This window comes from Cellulomonas endophytica (assembly GCF_004123805.1).
Taxonomy (GTDB): Bacteria; Actinomycetota; Actinomycetes; order Actinomycetales; family Cellulomonadaceae; genus Cellulomonas; species Cellulomonas endophytica.
The window spans coordinates 12,640-27,377 of the sequence record NZ_RWJX01000046.1 but is presented as its reverse complement, the minus strand read 5'-3'; the positions used below and the strand labels follow the sequence as shown (position 1 = coordinate 27,377).

8 protein-coding genes are annotated in these 14,738 nt (G+C 69.7%); 5 read left to right on the top strand and 3 right to left on the bottom strand.

Translation table 11 applies throughout. The features are described from left to right. Positions 1 to 567: 567 nt before the first annotated feature. On the top strand, positions 568 to 1,386 hold the full coding sequence (locus EJA20_RS12925; protein ID WP_164983975.1) for a prepilin peptidase: 819 nt from the start codon (positions 568 to 570) through the stop codon (positions 1,384 to 1,386). A gap of 608 nt (positions 1,387 to 1,994) precedes the next feature. On the opposite strand, the gene EJA20_RS12920 is transcribed toward EJA20_RS12925, so the two are convergent. The 3 genes from EJA20_RS12920 to EJA20_RS12910 form a co-directional block, all read right to left on the bottom strand. Continuing rightward, complete coding sequence (locus EJA20_RS12920) at positions 1,995 to 2,351, bottom strand: histone-like nucleoid-structuring protein Lsr2 (protein ID WP_129338625.1); 357 nt, start codon at positions 2,349 to 2,351, stop codon at positions 1,995 to 1,997. A 168-nt stretch (positions 2,352 to 2,519) separates the two neighbouring features. Next, on the bottom strand, positions 2,520 to 3,872 hold the full coding sequence (locus EJA20_RS18735; protein WP_164983974.1) for a hypothetical protein: 1,353 nt from the start codon (positions 3,870 to 3,872) through the stop codon (positions 2,520 to 2,522). Positions 3,873 to 3,876: 4 nt separating this feature from the next. Then, positions 3,877 to 4,311, bottom strand: coding sequence for a hypothetical protein (locus EJA20_RS12910; RefSeq protein WP_129338623.1), 435 nt, complete (start codon positions 4,309 to 4,311; stop codon positions 3,877 to 3,879). A gap of 2,586 nt (positions 4,312 to 6,897) precedes the next feature. On the opposite strand from EJA20_RS12910, the gene EJA20_RS19780 reads away from it, so the two are divergent. The 4 genes from EJA20_RS19780 to EJA20_RS12890 all read left to right on the top strand — a co-directional run bounded on the left by EJA20_RS19780 (position 6,898) and on the right by EJA20_RS12890 (position 14,717). Then, positions 6,898 to 8,751, top strand: coding sequence for an Ig-like domain-containing protein (locus tag EJA20_RS19780; protein ID WP_129338621.1), 1,854 nt, complete (start codon positions 6,898 to 6,900; stop codon positions 8,749 to 8,751). A gap of 11 nt (positions 8,752 to 8,762) precedes the next feature. Continuing rightward, entirely contained in the window at positions 8,763 to 11,018 is a 2,256-nt protein-coding gene (locus EJA20_RS12900; RefSeq protein ID WP_129338619.1) for a beta strand repeat-containing protein, read from the top strand. Between the two features lie 650 nt (positions 11,019 to 11,668). After that, entirely contained in the window at positions 11,669 to 12,655 is a 987-nt protein-coding gene (locus EJA20_RS12895) for a GGDEF domain-containing protein (protein ID WP_129338617.1), read from the top strand. 61 nt (positions 12,656 to 12,716) lie between these two features. Then, positions 12,717 to 14,717, top strand: coding sequence for a GGDEF domain-containing protein (locus EJA20_RS12890; RefSeq protein ID WP_129338615.1), 2,001 nt, complete (start codon positions 12,717 to 12,719; stop codon positions 14,715 to 14,717). Positions 14,718 to 14,738 lie beyond the last annotated feature (21 nt).

Below are 14,738 nucleotides of genomic sequence, written 5' to 3'. Positions count from 1 at the left end.
GCTCGGCGGCCTCACCCCGATCGACCGCGTCAACAACCTCCCGGGGCACTACAGCTAGGCGTAGGCCCGATGCTGGGCCCCACATGACCGAGGCGCGAGCACTCCGGCGGCCGAACCGCCGATCCACCCCCACCCAGGACCTCCTCACGAGGTGCTCGCCGCCCAGCATCGCCGCGGCCAGCACGGCTTGGACCTTCGAGCACCGGCACCGTCGCATCCTGCAGCAGCTGACCGACCTCGGCCTCGTCGGCTAGAAGCACGGCGTCGTCGGTCGCACCGTGCTGGCCTGGCTCACCGACACCGGCCATGCGACCCGCCTGTCCGCCACGTACACCGACTCGGTCGCTCACCACCGCGCACAGGTCGACGAGCTCACCGGACACCTGCATGCCGCGTACTCCGCCCGGCGGCTGCGACGAGGAGGGCCAGGGGCTGGCCGGGGGCGGCGAGCAGCAGATGCAGCCCGCGCGAAGCGATGTGCACAACCGCGGCGCGCTGGCGCCGCGACTGCGATGCTTGTCATTGCTGCTGCAAAGGCCCGGACGCCAGTGGATCAGGAGCCCATCCATGAGTCTCGCGCAGTTGTCTTGGGGACAGCTGACTCTCGTGGTCTGCGCCATCGCGTCGCTGGTGGGCGGCTTGGTCGGAAGGCACCTGCGATCGGTGGTGAGTCACGAGACGGCGGGCGCGATCGGCGACGCCATGTCGACGCGTTCGAGGCCCGGGCAATCGAGAGATTCGAGCGCTCAATCCGTGCGATCGGCTCGGCCGCTCAGCGGCCGGCTCCGGGGCGGCCGAGAATGGGTCAGGCCGCAGTACCCGCTGCTGGAGGCGGGCACGGCGATGGTATTCGCGTCAGTGACCGCGCTGCTGTTTCGGCGAGTGCCCGTGGTGCTGCTTATTGCGGTGCTGTGGCTGGCGGCTGGCGCCGTGGCGCTTTCCATCATCGACGCACGATCGAAGCGCTTGCCGGACCGAATCATCTTGCGGACGGCGGCAGGGGTTGTGCCGGTCTTTTTCTTGTCCGCTTTGGCGCACCAGTCCTGGTCCGTTCTGGGACGAGCAACGGCAGGTGCGACGGTCCTGTTCATCGGCTATCTTTTCCTGCTCCTTGCATGGCCGGGCGGTCTGGGATTCGGGGACGTGAAGCTCGCTCCACTGCTCGGCTTCGTCATGGGCTGGTTCGGTTGGCCGTCGCTCGTGCTCGGCTCCGTGGCGCCGTTCCTTTTGGCGATGCTGATAGCACTGGCACTGGCAGCCGCTGGCCGCCTTCACCGCACGATGACCATACCGTTTGGCCCGCCGATGTTACTAGGCGCGTTCCTCGGGATTGCGCTTGGGGACGTGCTCGCCCGCTGGTACCTCAACATCAGGGGAGTCGGGTGACAGCCGGCTTTCCTTGCCGTAGGTCTTGGCGTCTGCTGCCACCGCGGGCGTCCGGCAGTCGTCCGGCTCCGTTCGGCTGCCCCTTCCGTGTCCGTGATCGGCCCTGCATCCACTGGCGTCCGCGGTCGGCCGTCGGTGGAGGTCGTAGTCGAGCGGCAGTCGTCAGCGAAGGCGCCCGGACTTTGCCCGACTCGACCTGATTGGCGTACCCAGTTGGCATACAGCAGCCCCGCTTCGTCGCCGTCCCCAGCGCAGCACCATGCGAACGCTGTGCCGGGCCGCTCCGGTGGTACCCGCTCCGGGATCGGCCAATGACCAGCAGTTAGCAGTGCATCAGGCGGGTCCGGCAGTGATGAGGACCTTGCCGGACCTGTCACGCTGCGCGAGGGTGACTGGCTATGGGTCCGCTCGGGGCGGAAAGGGAGCCCGGCAATTCAGCCCAGCCGCCAGGTTCGGAACTATGCTTGAGCGAACGGTGGCTTGGCCGGTCGTTGCGCTCAACTATGCGTCGCCGTTGAGGGGCTGCCGCGCTCTGAGCGAGGCTGCGTCTGCTCGAGCCCTTCATCACGCGCTTGAGAGCTATATCCCCTGTGGCTCGCCGCCCGGCGCTAACTCTTCGCTTCCTGGAACTTCTTGATGACGTCCGCGGGGATGCGTCCGCGTGCGGACAGCTCGATGCCGTTGCTGGCGGCCCATTCACGGGCGGCGCGCGCGTCAGGCTTGGCGCTGTCGGCGGACTGCGGCGGGCGGCTGTTGGCGCGGCCGGCGTTGGTGGCGCGGCCGGCGACCTTGCGCCCGGCGGCGATGTAAGGCGCAAGGGCCGAGCGAAGGCGGTCGCTGTTCTTCTGGTTCAGGTCGATCTCGTACCTGGTGCCGTCGAGGCCGAACGTGACGGTCTGGCCGCCGTCGGTGATCTCTTCGCCGCTCACGTCGTCCACGAGAGTTACCTGAGTCTTCTGTGCCATGGCCACAGTGGATCACCTCCAACCGTGCTCTGTCACCACTGTCACCTTCGCGGCGTCTCAAGACTCCTGCCCCTCCTATGAGGGTTGTGCGGCTTAGGAGCTTGGCGGACCGAGGGGTCTCAGTGGTCCCGCTTTCATGTTGTCGCGTCGGCTCGGCCACCGCGGAGATCAGGTGCGCTGAAGTACGGATTGCATCGTCATTGGTCGAGTCGGCGCGCGCGGGCTGCGGTCCGTGCTCGCGGCTCCGACCGCTCGGGTGTCGGCGTACAGGTGCAGTGTTCTGGTGGTGCGGCTGGTGGGTGCGGTCACGCGCAGGCCGGTGAGTTTGGCGGTGACGAGGGTGGGGTCGTCGGTGATGTCGTTGCCGGAGAGCAGGCGTGCGGGCAGGTGCAGCTGTTGGTGGGCGGCGAGTTGGGTGAAGGCGCGGACGTTCCAGTCGCTGATGTTGTTCATCGTCGTGACGGCGGTGTTCACGGTGCTGAGCAGTTGCTTGTTGGAAGCGTCGTCGAGGCCAGCGAGCCGGTTCGGTTCGTGCAGGGGAGCGACCTGATCGAGGAGGTCGCGCACAGCGAGGACCTCAGTGCGGATGTCGGGCTGGGGTGGACCGGGTGCTAGGTAGTCGCGCAGGTCGATCACGAGTGCCTGCCAGGCACGTGCTCGGGTCAGGAGCGGGTGCGTGGTGTCGGGATGGTGCAGGTCGATACCGTGGGCGACGGCGGCGTGGGCATGGATGGCCATGCCGAGGCCGGCGAGGTCGTGCAGGGTGGCGATGGAGTAGTCGGGGTGGTGGGTCAGGGCCCAGGCGCCGTGACGTAGGCGGGCGAGTCGGTCCTGCAGTTCGGGCAGTGGCCCGTCGGTGGTGCGCACGGTGTGCTCGTTCAGAGGCACGTCGTGCAGCGGCGGGGCGTCGTGGTCGTCGTCGACCAGGGTCAGGGCGCGCTCGAGCGCCCGTCGGGCGTAGGTGGTGCCGGGCAGCCAGCGCTGAACGTCAGGGCTTGGGACGCCGGCTTGGAGGGCTTGCAGGGCGAGGCGTTGCTCGTAGGCCAGGAGAGTCCCGGTCAGCGTGAGTGGACCGACCAGGGTGCTGTGCCGCCGGTGGATGTCTTCGACGGGTGCGGCGGTGCTGCTGCGCTGGACGCCGGTGAAGGTGACGTGGGTGTCGAGCAGGTCCGCGGCTGCCCCAAGGACGGTCGCGGCGTCACGCCAGGGGTGCTCGAAGTTGGCGTCGGGATAGGGGGTCCAGGGGCGTGGTGGGCTGATCGGGCCGATCGCGGCGTAGACGGCGACCAGTGCGGTGTCGGTGGTCTCCGGCCCCTTTGGGAGCTTGTACACGTGCAGGTTGAGCCGGCGGGGGTCGATCAGACGCGAGGTGTGGTTGCGCAGCGCGGTGAGAAGCTCGTAGTAGGCGCCGATGACGTTGCGGGCGTGGTCGAAGTCGCGCAGCCGGCTGGCGTCGAGGGCTGCGAGTCCGCGGTGGGTGTGGGCTCCGGCTTGTCCGAGCAGGTCGCCGTAGGTAAGCACGGGGTCACCTAGGCGCTGATGCCGTGCTGGCGAGGGCCGTCTCGGCGGACAGGACCTTGGCCAGGGTCGTGTCGAGGCAGCGGCGTTGCTCGAGGGTGAGGTTCTGCTGTCCGAGGGTGGTCAGGCGTGTGGTGACCGCCGTGAGGGCGTGCAGGAGGACGGCTCGTGGTTCGTGGTCGTCGAGCACGATGGGAAGGGGACCGAGGGTTACTGCGGGGCAGGTGTGGGGGAGTTCGGGGTAGATCCATTCGAGCTCGTCGCGGGCCTCGCGTAGGTCGAGCGCGGCGAAGGTCAGCGGAACCGCTTGGTGCAGAGGCACGGCGAGGCTGAGGGTGAAGGTGGCCTTACCGACCAGGTAGAGCAGGGACCAGATGCCGGCCCAGCTGCGGTCGGCCGTGTCGATGACGATCGCTGTCGGTGCCGCCCAGCCGCTGCTCATGTCGCTCCTCCTGCTCCTGCGCTTCCCGATGCGCCACGAGGGTCTCGACGCGAGCAGTGCCCTCGTGACAGGACCCGATGCATTGGGGGACACGGCTGCGCTCTTGTGAGCCTGTGGTCGTGCGGCGACGTAAAGCGGACTCCGCGACGCGCGGGCATCAACACGGCTCCGGCGACCGCTACGACCGCGAAGGCGTCAGCCCGAAGAGCAGACCGCATGCCGCGTGGGCTCGGCCCTCGGTCCCTGCCTCAGCGCGGAAGAACCAACGACCACAAGCGACAACTCGAGATCGGCACGTGCTGCCAGATCGAGCAATGTCCGGGCCGAAATGGAGCGCAACTACCGGGTAAGGCCTTCAACGCGCAGAAGGGGATCCGATGCTCTCGCGTGGGGCTGCGGGGCGAACATGCGCTGGGCTCGACCGGCATGGAAATCTAGGTCTCCAGCCATCAATGGCGGGTTTCCTAGAAGCACTCGGGCATGTTCGAGTAGCACGTGGGCGGGGTCGGAATCCGGAAGCCACATCTGCAGCTCGTCCCATACAACTCCCGCTTGCCGACACCGCATCGCCAGGACGACGTCCATCCTCAATGCGCTAGCGCACAGATCGATGGCGTGCGTTGCCCAGCTGGAGTCGCCCCCGCCGCCCTCTTGCCCCGATGGTCGGTCGGCCCAGGGGCCCGCTTCTTGAACGTTGGCGGACCTCAGCAGGCCGGCTGCGTCGCGCCACGGATGGCTGAAGGACGCCTTAGACGGTGGCGTAGGTCCGTTGGTAGTCCCGACCAGTCCGATGGTCGCGAAGGCCTCTCGCACGGCCGTCGCCGCGGGTGCCGGCGCAGGTGCTTCGTGCGCGTGAGCCCGCGAGTCGGCGAGCGATTGCAACGTAGACGATCGCAGGGCCTGCAGGAGTTCGCGGTAGGCGCCGAGGACGTTCCGCGCGTCCCTCAGGTCGCGCGGACAGGAACTGACAGTCTCGACAAACCCGCGATGCATCGCATCAAGGATCGCGGCCGCCCGCTCCGGCTCCTGCGTCATGCAACCCCCAACCGGACAGAAGCGCTCGAGGGCCTTGTGTGCGGGTCGGACGAAAGATCGCTGTTCGCTCCCCGGTACTGGCTGCGGCATCGCGACGGGTGCGCCGCGCGCTCCGTGACCCTCGCTTCCTCGCGAGTGATCGTGAGCGCGTCATCGGTCCGATGACGCGTTGCGCCAATGACAACCCGATGACGCGTCGCGCCGACGACGACCCGATGACGGGACTCGTCCCCCAAGAGTGCCCTCGATCGACCCTTGCTGACGCGGTTGACTGGCGACGGGGTGACGGGCTGACGCACGGACACACCGCACTCGGCTCGGCTTCGGCTCAGCCAGTTCGAGCCGAGCGCCCCGCCCCGCCAACTGCCTTCCAGCACTCGAGAGACCATGCACAGGCCCGACGTCGAACCGCACGGGACGCCGATCGCACTCGTCGACGGTGTGCACTGCAACCCGGGTGTGACGACGATCGGGCTTGAGGCGTCACTGCCCTGTCCGCGTGAGCGGACGCTGCACCGGGTTCGTCGACGAGCCCCCCGGGCAAGGATGCGCCGTGCCAAGCGCGAAGACCGCCGGCCGCACCAGGAAGCAGTGCGGCGCTTGCAGCGCCGCATCCGCCGCGAAGCGGGCGACAACAGGGGTTGCCAAGAGGGGCTGACTCTTCTGGCACCACGAGGCAACGCGGCTTGTCGCGTCACCGCGCCCGGCACCCGAGGGTGCTCGACGCCCGATCTGGGAGCACCAAAGCGCTCGCCGCCCGCTACGAGCCCGTGTGGACTGTTGTGTCCTAGCTCGTCGGACCGGCGCTTCCAGGCGGTCGTTCGGGCGCGAGGCGTCGGGGCAGTCCGGAGGTCGAGCGGCGTGCCCGAGCCGCCGCCCTCGGTTGCGCTACTAGCAGATGCGCAGGGGGCTCCCCTCGCCGTCCCAGCCATAGGAGACGAAGTCATCGATGCGAGCTCTGCCTTGATGTCGATGGCGTGCTCGCACAGTCCGTATGCGATCACGTCGGCCGGCAGCCCGGAGGACAGGAGGCCGTGACACTGCCGGAGGCGTCGACGTTTAGGGGATGGAGCGTGGCGTCGAGCACGAGCCAGATCGCGCGGTGCCGCTTGCGTGACGTCGCGTCGGGGCCAACCTTCTTGCCGCCAACCAATGCTGTCACGATGACGCCGTCGCCGACGAGATTCCGGCCGGGCGCTCCTGCTCTGTCTGCGCCGCCCGCCATGCCGAAGGCTGGGGCCTAGAGCGGATGATCGACCTCGCGGACGCGCGACGGGAACAACTCAAGAGTGATCATCACGCCCCGATGAGGCCAGGGAGCCGTGTGTGTTCTGTCAAGGCGTCTTGCGACGCCGCGCACGACGGCACGCCGGATTGTCGTTGAGGAGCAGCATGTCTTGGTTTGTCTTGCAGCACATCCCTTCGCGTGGGCGTCGACGCGGCGTACTGCGCGCGTGGGCAGCCGGGGTGGCGCTCGCCCTGGCTGCTCCGGCGCTGGTACTGACCGTGGCCGCTCCTGCGCACGCCGCCGTCTCACGTCCGTTCGATCCGGTGTTCTCGGCGAACACCAACGGCGACGTGCTGCTTCTGGGGAACACGCTGATGACGTGTCAGGACGCCGCTGCGAACTGCGCCGCTGCCCGTGCGGGCACCGCGGCAGCGCTGAACAACAACAGCTACGCCTCGCAGTTCGTCGACGTCGACGCCGACGCGGGGACGTTCAACTCCTCCTCGGCGGACCTGACCGTTCCCTCCGGCGGGAGCGTCCTGTTCGCCGCCTTGGTGTGGAGCGGCCGCATCGCTGCGACGGTGGCGAACACCGCCGATCCTGCCCTGCGTTCCCAGGTGCGACTGACCACGCCGGAGCAGACGCTGTCGCTGACCGGCACCCGGCTGGACACCACCGGCCAGGCGTACCAGGGGTACATCGACGTCACCGACGCCGTCGCCGCCGCGGGTTCGGGCGCCTACACCGTCGCCAACGTGCAGTCCTCCTCGGGTGGGACCGACCAGTACGCCGGCTGGTCCCTCCTCGTGGCCGTGGCCGACCCCTCTAAGCCGCGCCGCAACCTCACGGTCTTCTCCGGCTTCGGCGACGTGACGACCGCCAACGGCGGCACGACGACGATCTCCCTTTCGGGCTTCCGCACCCCGCCCTCCGGCCCGGTGCAGACGACCCTCGGCGCCGTCACCTACGAGGGCGACGCCTCCTACACGGGTGACACCTTCAAGCTCAACAGCACCACGATCAGCGACGCCCTGAACCCGGCGGCCAACCCCTTCAACTCCACCATCGCCGCCCGCGGCACCCGGGTGACGTCCAAGAACCCTGACTACGTCAACCAGTTCGGCATGGACATCGACACCTTGGACGCCTCCGGCACCTTGGCGAACAACGCCACCAGCGCGACCATCACGCTGACGACCACACAAGACGTCTACTACCCGGGCGTGGTCACGTTCGTCACGGACCTGTACGACCCGCAGCTGCTCGGCACCAAGACCGTCGTCGACGACAACGGCGGCAGCGTCGAGGTCGGGGACACCCTGACCTACACCGTGCCGGTGGAAAACATCGGCCTGGACGTGGCCTCCGACAGCCGCCTCTTCGACGCCATCCCCACCGGCACGACCTACGTGCCGGGCTCCCTAACCATCGACGGCGCCCCCGTCACCGACGCCGTCGACGCCGACACCGCCTTCTACGACGGCTCCGACAACGGGCACGTCATCGCCTACCTCGGCGCGGGCGCCACCCCCACGGCCGGTGGTGACATCCCCGTCTCCACGGGCGCCCCCCAGCACCACGTGACCTTCAAGGTCACGGTGAACAACGACGCGACCACCGGGCAGGAGCTCGTCAACGCCGCCTCCCTGTCCTACAACGGGTTCACCACCCGAGCCGCTGCCGCCTCGGCGACGAATGCGGTCATCAGCCCCGTCGCCGGCACCGCCAACCCCAGCAACCAGCCGCCGACCGCCGCCCCGCACATCGTCGCCTTCACCCCCTCGCCGAGCGAGCGCACCCTGGCCATCCCGGTGCTCACCGGATCAAGCGACCCCGACGCCGGGGACACCCTCACTGTCGTGGCCGTCACCGACGCCGCCGGTGGACCCCTGACGATCAACCCCGACGGGACCGTCACCTACGCCCCCCGCGACACCTTCGCCGGCCGCGACGTGTTCACCTACACGCTCGAGGACAGCGCCGGGAACCGCTCAACGGCCCCCGTCCGCGTCGACGTGGCCAACGCCGCCCCGACCGCCGTCGACGACACCGCCACCACCCCCGCCGGTACCCCGGTCACCGTGCCCGTGCTGACCAACGACACCGACAGCAACGGCGATGCCGTCTCCGTCCGCTCGGTCACCCCCCCTCCACCCAGGGCGGCACCGTCAGCCTGAGCAACGGCACCGTGACCTACACCCCGGCGCCCGGCTTCCGCGGCACCGACACCTTCGGCTACACCGTCCAGGACACCCGCGGCGCCGCCTCGACGGCCACCGTCACCATCACCGTCACCAACAACGCCCCCGACGCCGTGAACGACGTCTACGACACTGCCTCCGGGACACCGGTAAGCGTGACCCTGACCGGCAACGACTCCGACCCTGACTCTGACTCCCTGACCGCCACCGTCACGACCGGGCCCGCGCACGGCACGGTCACCCTCGCCGCGGACGGCACGGGCACCTACACCCCAGCCGCCGGGTGGTCGGGCACCGACACCTTCACCTACACGATCAGCGACGGCCACGGCGGCACCGACACCGCCACCGTCACCGTCCGCGTCAACGGCAGCCCCGACGCCGTGGACGACACCGCCAGCACCGCAGGCGACACCGCCGTGGACGTCACCGTGCTCGGCAATGACAGCGACCCTGATGGCGACGCACTGGACGTCACCACCACGACGGCGCCCACCCACGGTGCCGCGACGGTCCTGACTGGCGGTTTGGTGCGCTACACCCCTCACACCGGGTGGGCCGGCACCGACACCTTCACCTACACGATCAGCGACGGGCGCGGCGGCACGGACACCGCCACCGCCATCATCACCGCCGCGAACCTGGCCCCCGTGGCTCGCCACGACGTCGCCGCGACGGGCACCGACACCCCGGTCACGGTCGACGTCCTGGCCAACGACAGCGACGCCAACGTCGACGCCGGCGTCCCCGGGCAGCAGCTGGCCCTCACCGGCACCCCGAGCGCCGATCACGGCGCCACGGTCTCCGTCGGCACCGACGGAGACCTCACGGTGACTCCCGCGACCGGGTACTCCGGCCCCGTGACCGTCACGTACACCCTCAGCGACGAAGCCGGCGGCACGGCCACCGGAACCCTCACGGTCACCGTGGACAACGCGGCCCCCACCGCGATCCCCGACGGCCCCGTCCACACCCCGACCGGCACTGACGTGCTGATCGACGTGCTGGACAACGACAGCGACGCCAACGGGGAGAGCCTGACCCTGGTCGCGGGCGGGCTGACCGACCCCGTTGACGCTGACGGGCACGTGCAAGGCACCGTGACCATCGAGGCCGGCCAGGTCCGCTACGTCCCGGCCCCCGGCTTTGCCGGGCAGGTGACGTTCGAGTACACCGCCGGTGACGGCACCGACACCAGCACCGCCCAGGTCACCGTCGTCATCGAAAACGCCCCTCCGGTCGCCGACGACGACACCGCCAGCACCCCGACCAACACCCCCGTCACGGTCGACGTGCTCCACGGCGACATCGACCCCAACATCCCCGGGACCTCCCAGGTCCTGAACATCACCGCCACCACCGCGGACCACGACGCGACCGTCACGGTGAACACCGACGGGACGCTCACCGTCACGCCCGCTGCGGGTTACAAGGGCACTGTGACCGTCACCTACACCGTGGCCGACGGCGCCGGCGGCACCGACACCGGCACCCTCGAAGTGCAGGTCGCCAACGCCGCGCCCGTCCCCGCCGCCGACACGGCCACTACGCCCTACGGCCGGCCTGTAGACGTCGACGTGCTCGCCAACGACAGCGACCCCAACGGCGACACCCTCACGCTGGTTCCCACCAGCGTGGGCACCCCTCAGGACGAGCAGGGCACCCCGCGCGGAACCGCGCAGGTCATCGACGGCAAGATCCGCGTCGTGCCCGCCGACGGCTTCTCCGGACCCCTGACACTGAACTACCACGTCAGTGACGGAACCAGCGCCCGCACCGGCACCCTCACCGTCACGGTCGCGAACACCGCGCCCGTGGCGAGCACGCCGACCGTCGCGACCGCCGCGGTCGCCGGACAGCCGATCGTCATTGACGTGCTCGCCAACGTCACCGACCCCGACGGCTCGCCCCTGCGACTGGTCGCCGTCGACCCGCCGGCGCACGGCAGTGCCCAGATTGCCGACAACAAGCTGCTATACACCCCGGCCACGGACTACTCCGGGCCGGTGACACTCGCCTACACCGTTGCGGACGCGGCGGGAGCCCTGACCACGGGAACCGTCCAGGTCGAGGTCACCGTGCCCTTGGCCACGACCTCGACCAGCAGCTCTACCGCTGGACGGTTGGCGCAGACCGGTGCCAGCCCTGCCCTGGCCGCTCTCGTGGCACTGCTGACCCTGGGCACGGGCGTCGCCCTCAAGGCACGCTCTGGTCGCGCCCGTGCTGGCCGGCACGTCGCCTGAAAGGACGGCGGTGCGGTCGCCACACCGTGCGGCGACCCGCCACCGCCTGCCGGCGCGTCGACACCCCTTCCTGCCGCGCTGCCACGTGACCCGTCGCAGAGGGAGCAGCACCGGTCGCGCCCGTCGCCGAGGCGCGCCAATGAAGTGAGGCGGGCAAGCGCACTCGAGGCCCATGTGCGGTGCGCGGCAGCCTTTGACCGGAGAGCAGCGAGGCAGTCTGCGCTGTTCAGCAGAGCTCGTCGCCGCCCGCTGACGCGCGAGTCCCGGCGCGCAGCTGGCGGTCCACCCCGTCACTATCGAAGTGCCGGGCTGCCTTGCGTCGCACGACCGTCGACAGACGCCTTCGCGCCACTGGAGGCTCTTCTGGGCCCTTCGACCTATCAAGGAGCCTCCTCCCCGGCGACTGCGGACGCCGGCGCCGTTGGAACGTTCTGGGTGGTCTCACATCCGCCGTGCGCCGTCCGAGAAGCCACATGGACGCTTCTGCTGATGAACTACCGTGTCGGCGTCTTCTACGACTGAGTGCCTGTCGGTGCCGGGGCGAAGAAGGACGGCACGGAGTCAGCGAGTCGGCGCCGAGCGCGCGCGTCTAAGGCGCCGTGTGTCGCGAGGAGGACGTGCGCGCCGGGAGCACGAGGAGGAGGTGACCTGTGGCAGGGCAGTGGTGGGGACCGGAGTACGAGATCTTCTGGCGCCGCCATGTCCGCATGGGTGCTGCGCTGACGGCGTCACTGGCCGCGTTTGTCGCCGTCCGGGGGTGGTGGGTCGGGCTGCCGGTCGGGGAGCTGGTGGTGGCGTTGACGGTGCTGGCCCTGTCCCCGGCGCTGGTCTTGGTCCCGGTACATCGGTTGTTGCGCCACGCCCGCGGATGGACGTTCTTCGTCGGCTGGTCGGTCCTGGGTGTGGTGCTGATCGGCGTCATGATGGTCGTGGAGGGCGACCCTTCAACTGAGCTGGTCCTCACGTGGTGCTTGGTCCTGATCCATGCGGCCTCGGCCTACCCGCCCGGCCCGACCGCCGTCATCGGCGCCTCCATCGTCGCGGTGCACGCGTCGGTCCAGACCCTGACGTCGGCGCCGCCACGTTGGCCGCCGCACGTCGCGTCGGCGTTGGCGTGCCTGTATGCGGTCGGTGCTGCTCACAACCGGTACCGCTACCTGCGGGAGATCAACCAGCTGGCGTCCACGGACGAGCTGACCGGCTGCCTCAACCGCAGAGCGTTCGACCAGGTCCTGGGCGAGGTGATGCGTCGACGCCATGATTGCGTGAGCCTGATCCTGCTGGACGTGGACCTGTTCAAGCAGGTCAACGACACCCGCGGACACCATGAGGGGGATCAGGTGCTGGCCGCGGTGGGTCGTGTGCTGCAGCAGCAGCAGCGCCCGGGCGACACCATCGCCCGGCTGGGCGGGGATGAGTTTGCGGTGCTGCTGCCGCACACCGCGGCGCCGGCTGCCGGCGCCGTGGCCGAGCTCATCCGAGAAGGCCTGCACGGCCAGGTGCCAACTCCAGTCACGGTCAGCATGGGCGTGGCCGCCACGCGCACCCCCGCCGCTGCGCAGCGCTTGGTGCGGACCGCTGACGAGGCTCTGTATGCCGCCAAGCGCGGCGGCCGGGATCAGATCCGGCTGGCATGAGGCGGCCCACTTCACTCCTCTGGACGCTTCGTGGTCTGAAGCGTCGGTCGATAGAACGGGTGTGAGCACCTCCTTCGCTGTACCGGCGATCAAGGGCCAGCGCACGGGAGAGGCGGCCGCGGGCGCCGACACCGCCGGGCTGCAGGCCGTGGTCGCAATGGCCGCCGCTATCGCCGCCGTGCCGACGGCGACGATCAACTTGTTCGTCGGCGACCTGCAGTGCCAGCCCTTCACCACGGGTTTCGTGGGGGCAGCGACCGCGTTGGACGAGTCGATGTGCGCGGTGGCGTCCCGACCCGCGACCGTCGTGGTCGCCGACGCCCGCAGCGACCCCCGGTACGCCGGCAACGCCTGGGTCGACGGACGGCGAGCCCACGTCCGCCTCTACGCCTCAACCCCCTTGTTCGCCGTCGCTGCCGCCGCCGAGGGACCTGCGGGTGGCAGCGGCACAGATGGGCAGGGCGGCGCTGGACCGGGTTCGGGCGTCATCGGTTCGCTGTGCGTCTTCGACGAGCGCCCCGGCGACCTGCGTCCCTCTCAGGTGGCCCAGCTGGAGCTGCTGGCGCGGACGGCGGAGGCGTTGCTGGCCCACCGGACGCAGGCCCGTCATTGGCAGGCCGTTGCGACACAGGCCGAGCAGCGCCGCGTCCTGCTCGAGGCCGTCCTGGACTCCGTCGACGTGGCGATCGTGGCCGCCGACGCCGACGGACGCTTGTCCCTGTTCAACCGCACGGCTCGTCAGTGGCACGGCATTGACGCCGACGCGGCGATCGATCCGAGCGACCTGGCGCGGGCGTATGACCTGTTCGCCGAGGACGGGCACACGCCCCTGGCCAAGGACGACATCCCGTTGCTGCGGGCGCTGCGCGAGGGCCGGGTCGACGACGCCAGACTGGTCATCGCCCCGCAGCAGGGCCGCCGGCGCACGGTGCAGGCCAGCGGCCGGGCATTGCGCGGCACACAGGGCAGGTCGCACGGAGCCGTGGTGGCCATGGCCGACGTCACCGCGGCCCAGCAGGCCGCCGCACGCGACGCCCGCCTTCTTGCGCGCGAACAGGCGCTGGTCCGGGCACAGGGTCGGGTCGCTGCCGCCGAGCTCGTGCCCGCGGTCGTGATGGAACGGATCTGTCAGGGCGCGCAGGACGTGGCCGGCGCCTCTGGTGCCGCTCTGGTCGAGCTGCACGACGGGAACCTGCTGGTGCAGTGCACCACGGGGTCGCTGACGATGCTGCAGGGGATTGCGATGGATCCCTTAGAGTCGCTGAGCGGGTGGTCGCTACTGGCGGACACCCCGGCGCGCGCCGGCACGAACCAGATCCCCCTGAGTGAGGTGTTCGAGGGCGGGTGCACCAGTGCCTCCTCCCTGCTGGCGGTTCCCCTGCATCACGAGGGGCGCAGCGTCGGTGCGCTCCTGGTCGCCGGCTCCGCCGTGGTGGCTCCGCAGTCAGAGGAGGACGCCGCCGCGTTGCAGCTGCTGGCCGCACCGTTCGCCGCTGCGATGAGCAACGCCTGGGCGATGCAGCGCGCCGTGCGGGACGCGGCCACCGACGCCCTGACCGGTCTGCCGAACCGCAGCGCGGGAATCATGTGCTTGGAACAGGCGCTGGCGCGGCAAGACCGGCACGGCGGCCACCTGGCGGTGCTGTTTCTGGACCTGAACGGCTTCAAGCAGGTCAACGATCGTTACGGTCACCGCGTCGGGGACGATCTGCTGGTCGCCGTCGCTGCCCAGATCCGGCGCACCCTGCGCCAAGGCGACACCCCGGCCCGCTATGGCGGCGATGAGTTCCTCGTCGTCGCCGAGGGGCTGAGTGCCCGCCAGGACGGGTCCCTGCTGGCCGAACGGCTCCGTCAGGCTGTCGGTGAGGTCACCGCAACCCTGCCTGCGGGGTCGGTGCACGTGGCCATCGGCGTAGCTCATGCTCCAGAGGGCAGCGCCCGCACACCGCGACCGCTCGTCGATCGCGCCACCTCGCTGCTCGTGGCGGCCGACGACGCAATGTACCGCGACAAGCGCGCAGGAGATGTGGCAGCGAAGGAGTCCCTTCCCTCCTCGAAGTAGGACACGATGGACTCGTCACTG